The organism is Mycobacterium sp. UM_CSW, assembly GCF_000455205.1.
In the GTDB taxonomy this organism is placed as follows: Bacteria; Actinomycetota; Actinomycetes; order Mycobacteriales; family Mycobacteriaceae; genus Mycobacterium.
Genome location: NZ_AUWQ01000029.1, coordinates 42,295 through 59,925, shown reverse-complemented (window position 1 = coordinate 59,925; position 17,631 = coordinate 42,295). Strand labels below are relative to the sequence as shown.

16 protein-coding genes and 1 pseudogene are annotated in these 17,631 nt (G+C 67.0%); 5 read left to right on the top strand and 12 right to left on the bottom strand.

From position 1 onward, the window contains the following. Positions 1-19 precede the first annotated feature (19 nt). From N415_RS12065 to N415_RS12050, 4 genes are all read right to left on the bottom strand, one after another. On the bottom strand, positions 20-880 hold the full coding sequence (locus tag N415_RS12065; RefSeq protein ID WP_068181500.1) for a cyclopropane mycolic acid synthase family methyltransferase: 861 nt from the start codon (positions 878-880) through the stop codon (positions 20-22). 83 nt (positions 881-963) lie between these two features. Further along, the gene (locus N415_RS12060) at positions 964-1,827 is read right to left on the bottom strand and encodes a 3-hydroxybutyryl-CoA dehydrogenase (RefSeq protein WP_068181496.1); all 864 of its coding nucleotides are present in this window, start codon (positions 1,825-1,827) and stop codon (positions 964-966) included. Between the two features lie 155 nt (positions 1,828-1,982). Beyond that, the gene (gene aceA, locus N415_RS12055; protein ID WP_068181493.1) at positions 1,983-3,269 is read right to left on the bottom strand and encodes an isocitrate lyase; all 1,287 of its coding nucleotides are present in this window, start codon (positions 3,267-3,269) and stop codon (positions 1,983-1,985) included. Positions 3,270-3,555: 286 nt separating this feature from the next. Further along, a complete protein-coding gene (locus tag N415_RS12050; protein WP_068181491.1) occupies positions 3,556-4,350 on the bottom strand; it encodes an acyl-[acyl-carrier-protein] thioesterase in 795 nt (264 codons plus the stop codon). A gap of 162 nt (positions 4,351-4,512) precedes the next feature. Here N415_RS12050 and ramB point away from each other — a divergent pair, with 162 nt between their 5' ends. Both ramB and N415_RS12040 read left to right on the top strand, forming a co-directional pair. Beyond that, positions 4,513-5,937, top strand: a complete 1,425-nt coding sequence (ramB, locus tag N415_RS12045; protein ID WP_068181488.1) for an acetate metabolism transcriptional regulator RamB — start codon at positions 4,513-4,515, stop codon at positions 5,935-5,937. Continuing rightward, positions 5,934-6,491 (top strand): carboxymuconolactone decarboxylase family protein, encoded by a 558-nt coding sequence (locus tag N415_RS12040; protein WP_068181482.1) that lies wholly within the window; start codon positions 5,934-5,936, stop codon positions 6,489-6,491. The genes ramB and N415_RS12040 overlap by 4 nt, the downstream gene beginning before the upstream one ends. On the opposite strand, the gene N415_RS12035 is transcribed toward N415_RS12040, so the two are convergent. The 3 genes from N415_RS12035 to N415_RS30610 form a co-directional block, all read right to left on the bottom strand. After that, positions 6,488-6,748 carry a hypothetical protein gene (locus N415_RS12035; RefSeq protein WP_068181688.1) on the bottom strand — a complete coding sequence of 87 codons (261 nt, stop codon included), beginning with the start codon at positions 6,746-6,748 and terminating at the stop codon, positions 6,488-6,490. The two genes, N415_RS12040 and N415_RS12035, sit on opposite strands and share 4 nt — an antisense overlap. Before the next feature lie 31 nt (positions 6,749-6,779). Then, entirely contained in the window at positions 6,780-8,174 is a 1,395-nt protein-coding gene (lpdA, locus tag N415_RS12030) for a dihydrolipoyl dehydrogenase (protein WP_068181479.1), read from the bottom strand. 399 nt (positions 8,175-8,573) lie between these two features. Then, on the bottom strand, positions 8,574-8,957 hold the full coding sequence (locus N415_RS30610; protein WP_081665207.1) for a transposase family protein: 384 nt from the start codon (positions 8,955-8,957) through the stop codon (positions 8,574-8,576). Positions 8,958-9,039: 82 nt separating this feature from the next. On the opposite strand from N415_RS30610, the gene N415_RS12020 reads away from it, so the two are divergent. Continuing rightward, positions 9,040-11,046 carry a transposase gene (locus N415_RS12020; protein WP_239645512.1) on the top strand — a complete coding sequence of 669 codons (2,007 nt, stop codon included), beginning with the start codon at positions 9,040-9,042 and terminating at the stop codon, positions 11,044-11,046. An 18-nt stretch (positions 11,047-11,064) separates the two neighbouring features. Here N415_RS12020 and N415_RS12015 read toward each other — a convergent pair whose 3' ends face one another. The 4 genes and pseudogenes from N415_RS12015 to adh all read right to left on the bottom strand — a co-directional run bounded on the left by N415_RS12015 (position 11,065) and on the right by adh (position 13,941). Next, complete coding sequence (locus N415_RS12015; protein ID WP_068181476.1) at positions 11,065-11,598, bottom strand: hypothetical protein; 534 nt, start codon at positions 11,596-11,598, stop codon at positions 11,065-11,067. Next, on the bottom strand, positions 11,591-11,830 hold the full coding sequence (locus N415_RS32670) for a putative holin (protein ID WP_239645519.1): 240 nt from the start codon (positions 11,828-11,830) through the stop codon (positions 11,591-11,593). Before N415_RS32670 ends, N415_RS12015 begins: the two co-directional genes overlap by 8 nt. 108 nt (positions 11,831-11,938) lie before the next feature. After that, positions 11,939-12,418 (bottom strand): annotated as a pseudogene (locus N415_RS32665) (DUF779 domain-containing protein); the annotation flags it as partial. Beyond that, complete coding sequence (gene adh / locus N415_RS12005; RefSeq protein ID WP_068181473.1) at positions 12,418-13,941, bottom strand: aldehyde dehydrogenase; 1,524 nt, start codon at positions 13,939-13,941, stop codon at positions 12,418-12,420. The gene adh and the pseudogene N415_RS32665, both read right to left, overlap by 1 nt. 66 nt (positions 13,942-14,007) lie before the next feature. Here adh and N415_RS12000 point away from each other — a divergent pair, with 66 nt between their 5' ends. Together N415_RS12000 and N415_RS11995 are read left to right on the top strand one after the other, a co-directional pair. After that, positions 14,008-16,044, top strand: a complete 2,037-nt coding sequence (locus N415_RS12000; RefSeq protein WP_068181469.1) for a prolyl oligopeptidase family protein — start codon at positions 14,008-14,010, stop codon at positions 16,042-16,044. Between the two features lie 44 nt (positions 16,045-16,088). Next, positions 16,089-16,331 (top strand): hypothetical protein, encoded by a 243-nt coding sequence (locus N415_RS11995; protein WP_068181465.1) that lies wholly within the window; start codon positions 16,089-16,091, stop codon positions 16,329-16,331. Here the strand turns inward: N415_RS11995 and N415_RS11990 are convergent. Then, on the bottom strand, positions 16,318-17,574 hold the full coding sequence (locus N415_RS11990) for a hypothetical protein (protein WP_068181462.1): 1,257 nt from the start codon (positions 17,572-17,574) through the stop codon (positions 16,318-16,320). The two genes, N415_RS11995 and N415_RS11990, sit on opposite strands and share 14 nt — an antisense overlap. Positions 17,575-17,631: the final 57 nt, after the last annotated feature.

Here is a 17,631-nt window from a genome sequence, read left to right as displayed (position 1 = left end):
GGCGCCGGCCGCCGGGACGTTACTTGGCCAGGGTGAACTGGCCGACGTTGCTGATTCCCTTGCGGAAGAAGTCCTCGCACCCCGTCAAATAGTGCATATAGCGCTCGTAGACTTCCTCGGACTGGATGGCGACCGCCTTTTCTTTGTTCGCCGCCAGGTTGGCCGCCCAAATATTCAGCGTCCGTTCATAATGCTCGCGCAGCAATTGCACTTTTTCGACACTGAATCCGGCGGCATCGGCCAGCGCGAAAATATCTTCCTGCGCCGGCAACTGCCCGCCCGGGAAGATTTCCGTGTAGATAAATCGCGTGAACCGCACGTCGCTCATCGTCAAAGCGATGCCGCGCTCGTGCATCTGCTTCTGTGAATGCGCCAAAATTGTGTGCAGGAGCATCGTGCCGTCGTCGGGGAGGATGTCATAGGCGCGGTCGAAAAACGCGGGCCAACGCTCGGCCTTGAACGCTTCAAATGCTCCGATGCTGACGATCCGGTCGACCTTGTCGTCGAACTCTTCCCAGCCCTGCAACCGCACTTCGACGTTGCGCTCGGTCGGGATCCCCGCCAGCCTGGTTCTGCTGTATTCGAACTGGTTGCGGCTGAGGGTAATTCCGATCACGTTCACGTCGAACTTCTCGACCGCCCGTTGCAGCGCCCCGCCCCAGCCGCAGCCGATATCGAGCAGCGTCATCCCGGGCTCGAGGTTCAGTTTTCCCAGCGCCAGATCGAACTTCGCATTCTGCGCTTCCTCGAGGGTCATATCGTCTCGCTCGAAGTAAGCGCAGGTGTAGCCCATTGTCGAGTCTAGGAATAGGGCAAAAAACTCGTCCGATACGTCATAGATAGATTGCGACTCTTCGTAATACGGCTCCAACGAAGTCATGGTTGCCCGATACACCTCTCGTTTGTTGACCGGGAGGATGATATCGGATGCGCAGATCGGTTGCTACACAGACACCGGCCGCGTCAGTAAGTATAGAAACCCTGACCGGATTTTTTGCCCAGCCGGCCCGCCTCGACCATGCGCAGCAGCAGCGGCGGTGGACCGTATTGCGGTTCTTTGAATTCCTCGAACATTTTATCCGCGATGAGTTTGAGGGTGTCGAGGCCGACGAGGTCGGACAGCCGCAGCGGTCCCATCGGGTGCGACAACCCCGCGACGACGGCCTTGTCGACGTCCTCGACGCTGGCGAAGCCGGCCTCCACCATCCGGATCGCCGACAGCAAGTAGGGCACCAGCAGCGCGTTGACCACGAAGCCGGACCGGTCCGAGCAGCGCACCACCTGCTTGCCCAGCACCGCGCCGGCGAACTGCTCGGTGCGCGCGGCGGCGGCTTCGTCGGTGACGAGCGTGCACACCAGCTCGACCAACGGCAGCACCGGCACCGGGTTGAAGAAGTGCAGGCCGAGCACGCGCTGGGGGTTCTTGGTGGCCGCCGCGACCTTCATGATCGGGATGCTGGAGGTGTTCGACGCCAGCACGGCGTCGGGATCGGTGACGACCCGGTCCAGTTCGGCGAACAGCTCGGCCTTGACGGCCTCGTCCTCGACGATGGCCTCGATCACCAACTGGCGGTCGGCCAGGTCCTTCAGGTTGGTCGTGAAGGTCAGCTTGCCGAGCGCGCTGTCCCGCTCCCGCTCGGTCACCTTGCCGGCGCTGACTCCCCGCTCCAGCGACTTGACGATGCGGTTGCGCCCCGCCGTGATCAGCGCCTCGGTCGGCTCGTACACCGTTACGTCGACTCCCGCGCGGACGGAGACCTCGGCGATGCCGGAGCCCATCTGCCCCGCACCGACAACCCCGACCCGCTGAATCGCTGCGTCGCTCACTTGTTGTCTCTCTCCCGAGTCGTGTTGTCATGCACCGCAATAGGCCCCGCCCAGCGTGGCCGGGCGGGGCCTATGCTACTTCAGCCGCGAGCAGACGCAGACTCGCATGATCTCAATCGCAAACGTGCGATTCTGCGTCTGGTCGGCGGATTAACTCAGTGGAACTGGCCCTCTTCGGTCGAACCGGTCAGCGCCGTGGTCGACGAGGTGGGGTCCACCGTGGTCGCGATCCGGTCGAAGTAACCGGCACCGACCTCGCGCTGGTGCTTGGTGGCGGTGTAGCCACGCTCCTCGGCGGCGAACTCGCGCTCCTGCAGCTCCACGTAGGCGCTCATCTGGTTGCGGGCGTAGCCGTAGGCCAGATCGAACATCGAGTAGTTCAGCGCGTGGAAGCCGGCCAGCGTGATGAACTGGAACTTGAATCCCATTGCGGCAAGCTCCTTCTGGAACTTCGCGATGGTGCCGTCGTCCAGGTGCTTGCGCCAGTTGAACGACGGCGAGCAGTTGTACGCCAGCATCTGGTCGGGGAACTCCGCCTTCACCGACTCGGAGAACTTGCGCGCCAGCTCGAGGTCGGGCGTGCCGGTCTCCATCCAGATCAGGTCGGCGAACGGGGCGTAGGCCTTCGCCCGAGCGATGCAGGGCTCGATGCCGTTCTTGGTCCGGTAGAAGCCTTCCTTGGTGCGCTCGCCGGTGATGAACGGCTGGTCACGCTCGTCGACGTCGGACGTGATCAGCGTCGCCGCCTCGGCGTCGGTGCGGGCGATCACGACGGTCGGCACGCCGCACACGTCGGCGGCCAGCCGGGCCGAGGTCAGGGTGCGGATGTGCTGCTGGGTCGGGATCAGCACCTTGCCGCCGAGGTGGCCGCACTTCTTCTCCGACGCCAGCTGGTCCTCCCAGTGCGAACCGGCGACGCCGGCGGCGATCAGGGCCTTCTGCAGCTCGTAGACGTTGAGCGCACCGCCGAAGCCGGCCTCGCCGTCCGCGACGATCGGCGCCAGCCAGTTCTCCACCGACTTGTCGCCCTCGACCTTGGCGATCTGGTCGGCGCGCTGCAGCGCGTTGTTGATCCGGCGGACCACCTGGGGCACCGAGTTGGCCGGGTACAGGCTCTGGTCGGGGTAGGTGTGGCCGGACAGGTTGGCGTCACCGGCGACCTGCCACCCCGACAGGTAGATGGCCTTCAGGCCGGCGCGAACCTGCTGCACGGCCTGGTTGCCGGTCAGCGCGCCCAGCGCGTTGACCCACTCCAGGTCGTGCAGCTCTTCCCACAACACCTCCGCGCCGCGGCGGGCCAGGGTGTGCTCCTCGACAACAGTGCCTTGCAGCGCGACGACGTCCTCGGCGGAGTAGGTGCGCGTGACACCCTTCCACCGCGGGTTGGTGTCCCAGTCGTGCTGGATCTGCTCGGCGCTCTTGGGCGTGCCAACGACAGACATTGGGCTTACTCCTTAAACGGTCTTCAATTGCTGAACTGACGCTGAACGGTCCACGCCACCCGCCTTGCGGCGGTAGCTAGGGCTCAACTTCACTGGCGTGCTAACTCGAAGATGGCACAGCTTGTTCGTGCAGGTCCACCCGTTTCATTTGCCAATTTCGGCAACACGATCGCTCAATTTTGCGAACTTTGCGAAGATGAACGCAAACTTAACCGTTTCAGAAGCTACCGGTCAGTAACCATATTTTCGCAGGTCAGAACGCAAATTGAGGGGACCGACGGTACCGCTATAAAGCGAAGATCGCGGCGACGGCTTTTGTCTCGTCGCCGACCGCATATGTGAGCGTTGTAACAGCCCGGTCCGCCAGGTTCGGACCGAATTGATCGGTCGAACCGGCCGGGTGGACATGCGAAATGATCTCGAGTTTGTCGCCCAGCGCGACCGGCGCCTCGTGCTCGATCGTGGTCCGCAGCGGCCACCGCAGCAGCTCGGGATGCGAAGCCAGGTAATCCTCGATCACGCTCCAATACACCGAGTTGTTCATGTGGTCGAACAGGTCGATGTCGGTCACCCGGACGGGGAACTCGTGGATCTCGGTCGCGTCGTCGCGGCTGCCCGGCTTGAGGTAGCCCTTCCACTTCAGGCGGGTCACCGAGGTGGTCTTGTGCAGGCCGGCCAGGAAGTCGTCGGCGATGCGCGACGGCATCTGCGTTTCCCGGTTGATGTTGATCCAGAAGGCCTCGGACTCGATCAGGCCGCCCTTGCGACCGTCGATGCGGACCCGCATCTCGCACCATCGGTTCGAGGTGCCCGAACACCAGCGCCGGCACCGCAACATGTCCTGAAACTCGATCGGGCGGATCAGGTCGACCATGGTGCGCCGCACGATCCACAGGGGGTGGGTCTCCTCGAAGCCCATCTCGCGCAGCTGGTCCTGGCCGATGTCCTGGATGTGCCGGGCGGCGGCGTCGAGCCGCAGCCGGCCGGTGCGGTCGATGTCGGCGACCCGGAGCGGCCACTCGCGACCAAATACATCCGGGTGCCCGTCCGGCACCGGCATCAGTATCTTGTCCAGGCTCACGGCTGTGCTCCCCGTTCCCTCCGCATCGGTATCCCAGGTTAACCCCGGCCCGCGATGCGAATACTGCCAAAGCGCAACTTCAAAACACCAATCGCGACGCGAAAGCGACTCCGTGCCAACTCTGCTAACAGCGCCTTCGCATCGGCCGGTATTCTTCGTTAAGTGGCAAAAACCTTCGTCGGCTCCCGCGTTCGGCAACTCCGCAACGAGCGCGGATTTTCCCAGGCCGCGCTGGCCCAGATGCTGGAGATCTCGCCGAGCTACCTCAACCAGATCGAGCACGACGTTCGCCCGCTGACCGTCGCGGTGCTGCTCCGCATCACCGAGGTGTTCGGGGTCGACGCGACCTTCTTCGCCTCCCAGGACGACACCCGGCTGGTCGCCGAGCTGCGCGAGGTCACCATGGACCGCGACCTGGACATCGACGTCGAGCCGACCGAGGTCGCCGAGATGGTCAACGCCCATCCGGTCCTGGCCCGCGCGGTGGTCAACTTGCACCGGCGCTACCGGATCACCACCGCGCAGCTGGCCGCCGCCACCGAGGAGCGTTACACGGACGGCAGCGGCAGCGGGTCGATCACCATGCCCCACGAAGAGGTGCGCGATTACTTCTACCAACGCCAGAACTATCTGCACGAGCTGGACACGGCCGCCGAGGACCTCACCGTCACGATGCGGTTGCACCACGGCGACCTCGCCCGCGAGCTGACCCGCCGGCTCACCGAGGTACACGGGGTGCACATCACCCGGCGCATCGACCTGGGCGACACCGTGCTGCACCGCTTCGACCCCGGCACCAGGACGCTGGAGATCAGCAACCACCTCTCCTCGGGTCAGCAGGTGTTCAAGTTGGCCGCCGAATTGGCCTACCTGGAGTTCGGCGACCTGATCGACAGCCTGGTGGCCGAGGGCAAGTTCACCAGCGAGGAGTCGCACACGCTGGCACGGCTGGGGCTGGCCAACTACTTCGCGGCTGCCGCGGTGCTGCCCTACCGCCAGTTCCACGACGTCGCCGAGAACTTCCGCTACGACGTCGAGCGGCTGTCGTCGTTCTACTCGGTGAGTTACGAGACCATCGCACATCGACTTTCGACGCTGCAACGGCCGACGATGCGCGGGGTGCCGTTCTCGTTCGTCCGGGTGGACCGCGCCGGCAACATGTCAAAGCGCCAGTCCGCCACCGGTTTTCACTTCTCGTCCAGCGGCGGGACCTGTCCGCTGTGGAACGTCTACGAGACGTTCGCCAACCCCGGCAAAATCCTGGTGCAGATCGCTCAGATGCCCGACGGCCGCAACTACATGTGGGTGGCCCGCACCGTGGAGCGCCGCGCCGCGCGGTATGGTCAGCCCGGTAAAACCTTCGCGATCGGGCTCGGCTGCGAGCTCCGCCACGCGCACCGGCTCGTCTACTCGGAAGGGCTCGACGTCTCGGGAGGACCAGGAACAGTGGCCACACCGATCGGCGCGGGCTGCCGCGTCTGCGAACGCGACAACTGCCCGCAGCGGGCGTTCCCGGCGCTGGGCCGCGCGCTGGACCTCGACGAGCACCGCAGCACCGTGTCCCCGTATCTGGTGAAGCAACCGTGACCGCGCAAAGCGGCCGGATCCCGTCGGGACGCTTCCGCGAGCTGGGGCCGATCAACTGGGTGATGGCGAAGGCGGCCGCGCGCCGGATGGGGGTGCCGGAGATGCACCTGTTCACCACCCTGGGGCAGCGCCGGGCGTTGTTCTGGACCTGGGCGATGTACGGCGGACGGCTGCTGCGGGGCCGGTTGCCGGCGATCGACACCGAGTTGGTGATCCTGCGGGTCGCGCACGTGCGCGGTTGCGAATACGAGCTGCAGCACCACCGCGGGATGGCCCGCCATCAGGGCCTGGACGACGACCTGCAGGCCGCGATTTTCGCGTGGCCCGAGACCCTGGACCGGGTCGAGGCGCGCCTGACCGTGCGCCAGCAGGCGCTGCTGGCGGCCACCGACGAATTCGTCAAGGACCGCACGGTCAGCGACGCGACCTGGCGGGAGCTGGCCACTCACCTGGACCGGCGCCAGCTCATCGAATTCTGCTTGCTGGCAAGCCAATACGACGGCCTGGCCGCGACGATGTCGGCGCTGGCCATCCCGTTGGACAAGCCCGGTTAGAAGTAGACGTCGGCCAGCACGGCCAGCGTCAGCGCCAGGGGCGCGACGGGCAGGCCGACGCCGAACCCATACCACGCGTACTTGCCGCGCCGGCGTTGCACCAAAGCCCACAGCACGGCGCAGACCGCGAGCACGGCCGAGCCGAGCAGCACCGTCGGGGCCCACCGGCCCACCGCCGCGTTGTCGTCGGCGATCGAAAAGGCCACCAACCACAGGACATAACCCGCGGCGACCCCGCCGATCGCGCCCACGGTCATGGCGGTGGTGTCGCTGCTGGTCACGACGAGCTCAGAAGTTGATCATGTGGCCGGTCAAGCCGTGGAAGCATTCCTGCAGCGCCTCGGACATGGTCGGGTGGGTGTGCACGTTGCGGGCCAGCTCGGTGGCGGTCAGGTCCCATTTCTGGGCCAGCGTCAGCTCGGGCAGCAGCTCGGACACGTCGTGGCCGATCAGGTGTCCGCCCAGCAGCTCGCCGTACTTGCTGTCGGCGACCAGCTTGACGAAGCCGCTGGGGTCGCCCACCCCGTGTGCCTTGGCGTTGGCGGTGAACGGGAACTTGGCCACCACGACGTCGTAGCCTTCGTCGCGGGCCTGCTGCTCGGTGAGCCCGAAGCTGGCGACGTTCGGCTGGCAGAAGGTCGCGCGCGGCAGCATGCGGTAGTCGCCGAGGGCCAAAGTCTCGGCGCCGGCGATGGTTTCGGCCGCCACGACACCCATTGCCTCGGCAACGTGGGCCAGCATCAGCTTCCCGGTGACGTCGCCGATGGCGTAGATGTGCTCGACGTTGGTGCGCATGTAGTCGGTGATGCCGATCGCCTTGCGGTCGGTGAGCGCGACGCCGGCCGCCTCCAGGCCGTAGCCCTCGACGTTGGGCGCGAAACCGATGGCCTGCAGTACCTTTTGGGCCTTGATGTCCTCGGACTTGCCGTCCTTGCTGACGCTGACGGTGACCACCGAACCGTCGTCGTTGATGGCCTCCACCTTGGTCCCGGTCAAGACCTTGACACCCAGCTTCTTGAACTGCTTCTCGATCTCCTTGGACACCTCGGCGTCCTCGTTGGGCAGCGCGCGCGGCAGGAACTCGACGATGGTGACGTCGACGCCGTAATTCTTCAGCACGTAGCCGAACTCCATGCCGATTGCCCCGGCCCCGGCGATGACGATCGACTCCGGCAGCTCCCGCGTCAGGATCAGTTCCTCGTAGGTGACCACGTTTTCCGACAGCGAGGTGCCGGGCACCAGCCGGGTGCTGCTGCCGGTGGCGATGATGACGTTGTCGAACGTGACCGTCTCGTTCCCACCGTCGTTGAGGTCGACGGACAGCGTGTGGGGGTCGGTGAAGCGGCCGTACCCGTGGATCTCGGTGATCTTGTTCTTCTTCATCAAAAAGTGCACCCCGGCGACGCGGCCCTCGGCCACCTTGCGGCTGCGGTCGAAGGCGACGCCGTAGTCGAACGTCGCGTCGCCGCTGATGCCGAAGGCCTGGGCCTCTTTGGTGAAGATGTGCGCCAGTTCGGCGTTGCGCAGCAACGCCTTGGACGGGATGCAGCCGACGTTGAGGCAGACACCGCCCCAGTACTTCGGCTCGACGATGGCGGTGTTCAGGCCGAGCTGTGCGGCGCGGATGGCTGCGACATATCCGCCCGGACCGGCTCCGAGGACGACGACGTCATAGTGGGTCACGAGCCCTACCCTAACGGCCTAAAAGGTGACCTGTAATCGTGGTGGGCGCTCGATGGCGATTTGAACGCTGTGGGTAGCGGGTCATGCTTGTGTCGTGACGAATAACGTCGTGGGCCTCACCGAGGAGTTATCGTTGTTTCTCCGGGCTCTGGTCACCGAAAATGGTTGCGCGCCTGAGCGATTACGAAATCAAGGTTGTCAAACTTGATGGCGGGTTGGTCTGGCATAGCCACGAAGACACCGACGAACTGTTCCTGGTCTTAGCACGTTTAGCTGACGATCCGGCTGCGTGATCGAGACGTCGTGGTGGGGCGGGACAACTGTTCGTTGTTCCCCGTGGAGTTGAGCACTGCCCGGTTGCCACCGAGGAGGTCAATGCTGTGCTGACCGTCGTTGCGGTTACCGGGCCAGCAGTGACTGGCTACCAGCACGCGGCGCCGGTGAGCACAGATGATGATCTGGGTGGTTGACGCTGCGGCGGTAGTTCTTACTGACGGCGGTGATCGACTGATCGTGCACCGGGATGAGAGGGCCGTGATGATCCACGGCCCGGTGCCGCCGGTCGGAATGGGCTGTAACGCGCGGGCAGCACCGCACCAGGTAATGGATGACGCGGTCCACCCTGGATTGGCTGGTGTAAAACAGCGCCGCCAGCGCGCGGGTGGTCAGGTTTGTGCGCAGATGGGCGAGCACCAGCAGCACCCGCACCGCCAACGGCAGGGCCGAGGGCCGTCCGAGAAGTGGCGGCAGCCGCTGTGCGGCCATGGCGTACAGCGGCTGCACCTAGGCGCAGGTTAGCCCGGTGAGCGGCAGCAGGTTTCGCCATCGGTGTCGCAGCGTGTCGGTGTCAGTGGGTGATGGTTTCATGACGCACATGGCAGCCAGCCCCACCGCTATCAGCGATGAGATGATTCCGCGGCGGCGCGGCAAGTCGAAGGCCCCCAACTTCACATACCGCGGGCCGGTGTCGGTGATCCGCCTGGAACTCGACGTCAGCGACCCGGTGGTGCGGCGGCGGGTGGACCGGCACTGGGAGGCGGTGTTTCGGCTGCGCCGCGCGCTGCAGCGCGACGCCCAAGCGCGGTGTCAGGTGTATCGGGCGGCCCGCCAAGAACGGGCCCGTGATCCGAACGCGGTGCGCGAGCGGCTGGGATTGACGCGCAAAGGTCTTGAGGCCGCGGCCAAGCGCCATATTGAGGACAGCGGATGGATGCGGGATCACCTGACCAAAGCCATCGGGTTGCACGTGGCTGACGAAGTGTGGGAAACGGTGGATCGGCATCTGTTTGCCCACGCCTCGGGACGCCGGCACGGCCCGCCGCGGGTGGGGTCGTGGTGGGAGTTCACCCGCATTCCCGGCCGGGCCCGGTCCCACACCAAGAGTCGGCCGACGTGGGAAACCTACCGGCTGGTCGGCACCTTGGATGGGCACCTGGGCGAATATCGGCACCCAGGGCTGCCTGCTGCAGTGAGCACGGCGACCGCGGCGACCGGTCGGGTGGCGGGCACCTCGGTCCTGGGCCAGCCCGCTCGGCTGGCGCCACCGAGGCGGCCGGCCAGCGGCTCCTGGTGGGATCACGATGGTGTTCTGGCGGTGGTATTCACCGGGCTGCCCGCCGGAGATCTCGTGCTACCTGTGCGGCTACCGCAAGGGGCGGGCCGGTGGGCGCATCTGGCCCATTTCCTGGCCGATCCGGATGTGTGGCACAAGATCGACCTGGTCCGCGTCGCCGATCGTCGGGCCCCTGGCGGCTGGCGCTACTACGCGCACCTACTGGTCCATCAAAGCGGGTATCAGTCCCCGGCCACCCGAGCCCGCCGCGCCGAGATTCCGGCCGGCCGGCGGGCCGGGGTGGATGCCAACGTGTCCAACCTGGCGGTCGCCTCGTTCCCAAGCCAGTGTCCCGCGCAACTGGTCATCGATCGGATCGACTGCACACCTGAACAACAGAAGGCCGCGGCGCGGGCGGCCAAGAAGGCCCGGGCACGGCACAAGGCGTTGGATCGGTCGCGGCGTAACAGCAACCCCAATCAGTACGGCCCATCGCAGCGGCAGCACAAGCGAGCGGCCCGTCGAGCGGCGGCCGGGTTGGCGGCACGCCAGATCACCAACCCCGGCGGGCCGAGGGCTGCCCGCGCCGATGGGGTGCCACTGCGTGCCTACCGCCACGACACGCTCTCCCGCCGCTATCAGCGCACCCGCAGCGATCGCACCAGCGAGTCCCGCACCGCCAGTCAGGCCAAACAGGCCCGCGCCGAGCAGGTTTCCGCGCGGATCGTTGCCGCCCACGGCAACGCGATCACCGTGGAAGACTGCCGGATCTCGACCTGGGCCAGGTTGTGGGGCAAGCGTATTCAGTTGTTTAGCCCCGGCATGCTGGTGGCCGCCCTCGAACGCGAATGCCAAGCCGCCGGCGGCAGACTGTACCGTGCCAGTACCCGCAGCACCGCACTGTCCCAGCACTGCTTATGCGGTCATCGAGTGCCCAAGACGCTCGCACAGCGCACTCACCACTGCCCCGAATGCGGATTGCAGGCCGACCGCGACGTCACCTCGGCGATCCTGGCGGCATGCGTCGAGCTCGCCGATCCCGATGATCCGCGCACCGCGCGCGTCGACTACACGCTTGCCAACACCCTGCAACGGGTGTGGCTTGCCTCCCAGCAAGAGTGGGAGGGCTCAGTCAACCGGCACCAGCCACGACCACCATCAAATGGTGCTGGCTCGGCCAGGACCGGCAGCCATCACCCGGTGGTGGCCTCTGCTGAGCAAGCAGCACCCGGCCCACCCCCGAACAGACCAGACTCCAAGCCCGGACGTCGCGGGACCAGCCGAAAACAACCAGCCCCCAAGCTGATTGGTGCCGCATGACCCAATATGGGTCAACTCTTAGTACGGGATGACGCCGATCAGGCAGTGGCCCGTATGGGCGCAGTAGTAGTAGCCGTATAGGGGCGCCGCGGCGGCGACGGACGCGAACGGCCCCGACATCACCGCGAGCGACAGCGCGGAGATCAGCGCCCTGCCCTCCGCCATGGCCAGCAGCACGCCGCCCACCGCGCACGCCACGACGTACACCAGGACCGTGAACACCGCGGGCGTCTTGTCGATTGAGTGGTACCACCAATAGAAGAGCCCGAGCCCGACCACGCCCGCCACGATCCACCCGCCGAAGAGGACCAGAACCAGGTGCCACCACCGCAGGTACTGGTAGCGACCGGGCACGGCGACCGGTTGCACCGGCAGCCCGCCGGCTTCGGCCCCGGCCTCCTCCTCGGCGGGGACCTCGTCGGCGGCGCCCTCGTCGGCGGAGCCCTCCTTTTCCTCCGGGAGTGACTCGGCCGCCAGCCGCGGGCCGGTGTCGTCGTCGTCGGAAAAGTCCGGGACCCATGACTGGGTGCCCGTGTCCTCCTCGTCAGCCACCGCAGGTCACCCGCAGGGCGACGAGCACGCCGAACCAACCCGGCCCGAGCGACAGGATGAACGCGCCGAGCGCGGTCACCCAGCGGCGCCCGGAGAACAGGACCGTCAGCAACCCGAACACGGCGGGGACCCCGACCACCAGCGCGATGACGACGTCGGGCCGGATCCTCGCGTGCACCAGCACGGTGAGCGCGACCCCGGCCAAAAACCCGACGGCACAGCCGATCAACATGGCGCCGGCCAGCTGCCAGGGACGCGGGAGCGGGATCACGCTGACGAGGGTAGCGCCGTCATCGAGTGGGAGGGCTGCACGTCCCGGCGCGGCCGCTTGATCGGGCGTCACCACCGGGCCGCGCGCCGACGGGCGTTCGCCACGCTCGTAGGCGGCGCCGGTGATGACGGATTCGGCCGCCAGCTCGGCCTGCTCTTCGTCGGTGAAGACGCGCCCGCGCGACAAGAACCGCACGCCCTCGGGCGCCTCGAGGCTGAACCCGCCGCCGCGTCCCGGGACGACGTCGATGACCAGTTGGGTGTGCTTCCAGGTCTGGTACTGCGGGCCCGAGATCCACACCGGCACCCCGTCCCCGACGTCGAGCACGCCGAGCAGCACGTCGCGGTCGCCGACCAGGAAATCCCCGCGCGGGTAGCACATCGGCGACGACCCGTCGCAGCAGCCGCCGGACTGGTGGAACATCACCGGGCCGTGCCGCTCCTGCAGCCGGGCCAGCAGGTCCGCGGCCGCGGCGGTGATCACGGCACCCACGGCATCATGGCGCCGCTCCTCCTCATCGCTGCGCTCTGCATCGTCGTCGGCGCGCATCAGAAGAATCCCTGCGCCTTTTCGGAGTAGGACACCAGCATGTTCTTGGTCTGCTGGTAGTGGTCGAGCATCATCTTGTGGTTCTCCCGGCCGATGCCGGACTGCTTGTAACCGCCGAACGCGGCGTGCGCCGGGTAGGCGTGGTAGCAGTTCACCCACACCCGGCCCGCCTGGATGTCGCGTCCGGCGCGGTAGGCGGTGTTGCCGTCGCGGCTCCACACGCCGGCGCCCAGGCCGTAGAGGGTGTCGTTGGCGATCGAGATCGCGTCGTCGTAGTCGGTGAACGACGTCACCGCCACCACCGGCCCGAAGATCTCCTCCTGGAAGATCCGCATCTTGTTGTTGCCGGCGAAGATCGTCGGCTGCATGTAGTAGCCGCCGGCCAGGTCGCCGCCCAGCTCGGCGCGCTCGCCGCCGCAAATGACCCGCGCGCCTTCGTTTTTGCCGATTTCGATGTAGGACAGGATCTTTTCCATCTGGTCGTTCGACGCCTGCGAACCCAGCATCGTCTCGCTGTCCAGCGGGTCGCCCTGCCGGACCGCCTTGGTGCGGATCGCGGCGAGCTCGAGGAACTCGTCGTAGATGTCGGCCTGGATCAGGCTGCGCGACGGGCAGGTGCACACCTCGCCCTGGTTGAGGGCGAACATCGTGAAGCCCTCCAGCGCCTTGTCCTGGAAGTCGTCACCTTGGGCCATGACATCGTTGAAGAAGATGTTGGGGCTCTTGCCGCCGAGCTCCAGGGTGACCGGGATCAGGTTCTGCGAGGCGTACTGCATGATCAGCCGCCCGGTGGTGGTCTCGCCGGTGAACGCGACCTTGGCGATCCGGTTGCTCGACGCCAGCGGCTTGCCGGCCTCGGCGCCGAAGCCGTTGACCACGTTGAGCACCCCCGCCGGCAACAGGTCGCCGATCAGCGACATCAGGTAGAGCACCGAAACCGGTGTCTGCTCAGCGGGTTTGAGCACCACCGCGTTGCCGGCCGCCAGCGCCGGCGCCATCTTCCAGGCGGCCATCAGGATGGGGAAGTTCCACGGAATGATCTGTCCCACCACCCCGAGCGGCTCGTGGAAGTGGTAGGCGACGGTGTCGTCGTCGATCTGCGAGAGCGAACCCTCCTGCGCGCGCAGGGCCGCGGCGAAATACCGGAAATGGTCGGCCGCCAGCGGGATGTCGGCGGCCAGCGCCTCGCGGACCGGTTTGCCGTTGTCCCAAACTTCGGCCACCGCCAGCGCGGCGGTGTTCTCCTCGATGCGGTCGGCGATCTTGTTCAGGATCGCCGCCCGCTCGGCGGGCGCTGTCTTGCCCCACGCCGGGGCCGCGGCGTGCGCGGCGTCCAGCGCCTTGTCGATGTCGGCTTCGTCGGATCGGGCGACCTCGCAGAAGGTCTGGCCGGTGACCGGCGTGGGGTTTTCGAAATAGCGGCCGCCCGCGGGGGCCACCCACTGGCCCCCGATGAAGTTCTCGTACCGGGATTCGTACGACATCAACGCGCCGGCATCGCCCGGACGTGCGAAAACAGTCATCTGTCCGCTCCTTGTTGGACCGTGTGTAACACACCTCACACTACCGCCGGGGCCAGAATGGCTGCCATGACATCCGAAGGCGCCGCCGCCCCCGACCCGAGCTCGCAAGACCCCTACCTCTGGCTCGAGGACGTCACCGGCGACGACGCGCTGACGTGGGTCCGCGCACGCAACGAGCCCACCCTCGCCGAGTTCTGCGACGAAGAGTTCGAGCGGATGCGCGGCGAGGCCCTCGAGGTGCTCGACACCGATGCCCGCATTCCGTATGTGGTCCGCCGCGGCGAATACCTCTACAACTTCTGGCGCGACGCCGCCAACCCGCGCGGGCTGTGGCGCCGCACCACGTTGGACAGCTACCGCACCACCGCCCCAGAGTGGGACGTGCTCATCGATGTCGACGAGTTGGGCCGCCTCGATGACACGAAGTGGGTGTGGGCGGGCGCCGGTGTCATCGAACCCGACCACAGCCGGGCGCTGGTCGGCCTGTCCCGCGGCGGCTCGGACGCGTCGATCGTGCGCGAATTCGACATGCTCACACGCGAATTCGTTCCCGGCGGTTTCGAACTGCCGGAGGCCAAGTCGCAGATCGCCTGGGCGGACCCGGACACCGTGCTGCTCGGCACCGACTTCGGCGCCGATTCGCTCACCGAGTCCGGCTACCCACGTGTGATCAAGCGCTGGCGGCGCGGCACCCCGCTGGAGGCCGCGGAGACCGTCTTCGAGGGAGCCCGCTCCGACGTCCGCGTTTCCGCCTCGGTGGATCGGACGCCGGGCTTCGAGCGCACCTTCCTGGGGCGGGCGCTCGACTTCTGGAACGAAGAGGTCTACGAGCTGCGCGGCACGGAGTTGATCCGCATCGACGCGCCCACCGACGCGGGCCTGTCGATGCACCGCGAGTGGATCCTGATCGAGCTGCGCAGCGACTGGTACCTCGGCGACGCCACATACGCCGCGGGTTCGCTGCTGGCCGCCGACTACGACGAATTCCTGTCGGGCACAGCGGAATTGGCCGTGGTGTTCGAGCCCGACGAGCACACCGCCCTGAACCACTACGCGTGGACGAAGGACCGCCTGCTGATGGTCACGCTGGCCGACGTCGCCAGCCGGGTGGAGATCGTCACGCCGCCCGAGTGGCGCCGCGAGCCGGTCGCGGGCATCCCGCCCGCGACCAATACCGTCGTCGTCGCCGCCGACGACAAGGGCGACGAGTTCTTCCTCGATTCCAGCGGATTCGTCACACCGTCGCGCCTGATGCGGGGTACCGCCGACTCGCCGCTCGAGCCGATCAAATCTGCCCCGGCGTTCTTCGATGCCGAAAGCCTTTCGGTGTCACAGCATTTCGTCGCGTCCAAGGACGGCACGTCCATCCCGTACTTCGTCGTGCGGCGCGCGGGCTCAGACGGCCCCGGGCCCACGCTGCTGAGCGGATACGGCGGATTCGAAACCGCCAACACGCCTGCCTACAGCGGCGTGCTGGGCCGGCTGTGGCTGGCCCGCGGGGGCACCTACGCCTTGGCCAACATCCGCGGCGGCGGCGAGTACGGGCCAGGCTGGCACACGCAGGCGATGCGCGAGAACCGGCACAAGGTCGCAGAAGACTTCGCCGCGGTGGCAACCGATTTGGTGGACCGCGGCATCACCACGGTCGGGCAGCTGGGCGCCCGAGGCGGCAGCAACGGGGGCCTGCTGATGGGCATCATGCTGACCCAATACCCGGAGAAGTTCGGCGCGCTGGTGTGCGACGTGCCGCTGCTGGACATGAAGCGCTACCACCTGCTGCTCGCCGGGGCGTCGTGGATGGCCGAATACGGCGACCCGGACAATCCCGAGGACTGGGAGTTCATCTCCGAGTACTCCCCGTACCAAAACATTTCGGACACCCGCGACTATCCGCCCGTGCTGATGACCACGTCCACCCGCGACGACCGGGTGCATCCGGGCCACGCCCGCAAGATGACGGCCGCGCTCGAGGCCGCCGGCCACCACGTCGCCTACTACGAGAACATCGAGGGCGGGCATGCCGGCGCGGCCGACAACGAGCAGGTCGCCTTCAAGTCCGCGCTCAGCTTCTCCTTCCTGTGGCGGATGCTGAGCAACGGTTAAGCTCGAAGGCGATCTAACTAATGTTGTCGAGGAAGGCGTGGATCATGGCAGCACTGAGGTTCATCGGCTTGGCGACAGTGACGGCGATCGCCCCGATCGCGATCGTCCTCGGAGCCGGCCCCGCGCACGCCGACACCGACCTCGGTAAGCCGTGCTCGCCGGCGGGAGCGAAGGTCTGGGGGGTCCCCGGCCCGATCTACTGCGAGCCACAGCCCGACGGGCAGGCGCACTGGGTGTCCATTCCCGTCGACGCCATGTGCGTGGCGTTCTGCGTCAATCATCCGTAGCGGCCTCATCCTCGCTCCGGTTGCGGCGCCCGATCAGCCAGGCGACCACGACCACGGCGATCGCGAGCCCGCCGTACCGCAGCGCCGAAGGCCACCAGGGTTCGGAGTGCGGGGCGGGCTGCTTGAGGGCGGCCAGCGCCGCGAGATAGCTGCCGTTGTCGGTCGGCCCCGCGGCCGGTAGCGACTGAGTCTTGGTGACCCTGATCTGGGCGGGGTTGCTGGGATCGTTCACCTGACCCCAGGCCAGGGTGGAGTCGTCGAGCAGAAAGGTGTCCTGGCTGCCCGCGGGTTGGCCGGCGTCGTGCCCCAGGACCACGACCTGACCGACTTCGACGGTCTGGTTGTCCGCGGCGATATTGGCGGCGACGTGTTCGTACACCTCCGGGGGCGCCGGTGGGTTGTAGTTCGGCGGCGGCGGCCCGCTCGAGTCCGGTGGCGGTATCCAAGCCCCGCCGTAAAAGCTGCCCGCCACCACGTGGCTGTAACCGACCCCGGTGAACGGGAACACGCCGGCGGCGGCGGCGTCGAGCACGATGCGGCCCCCGGCCGGCACGAACGCCTCCCGATAGGCGCCGTCGTAGAAGTAGCGGAACGTCATCGCCTCGCTGAGCGGGTTGAACAGGGCCGGACGGTGATTGTCGTCGTAGTCGACGTACTCCCAGTGCCGGGGGCGCACCAGTTCCTGGTTGTCCGCCTTCACCACGTCGACGTTGCCGTTATGCGCGTCGACCACGTTGCGCACCTGCTGATTGAAGTCGTACACCTGGCTCGGCGGCTCGAGTGGCCTGGCGGGGTTGATGCGCGTCGCCGGAGCGGCCTTGGCGTCCGCGACCTCGTTCGGCGGCACGTCCAGTCCCTTCGGCGGTGCCACCTCCGGGGCGCTTCCTCGCGCACTGGGCGGCAGTTTCGAGGTCTGCACCGGAATCGGGGTGGGGGACGTCGGGCTCGGCGGAACGGCGCGGGGCGGCTGCACCGGCGGCGCCGGCTCCAGCGGAACAGGCTCCGGCTCGGGCACCGGCACCCGGGTCGGGGGCGGCTGGGCGGTGCGGGGCGGCGCGGCGCTGTAGCAGACGTTCGCGGTGTGGTACATCTCCACGTAAGACAGGCAGTTCTGGCAGGACACCGGGTTCGACCCATCGCCGGCGCACGGCGCCGCCTGTGCCACACCGGTTGTGGCGGCCGGGACGCCGAGCGGGGCCAGCGCTATCACGGCCGCGGCCACCGCCGGGATAACCTTGCCCATTGCGCACTGCCCGATCAGCCTCGGCAGACCTTCCGATACCCCCACCTGGTGGACATG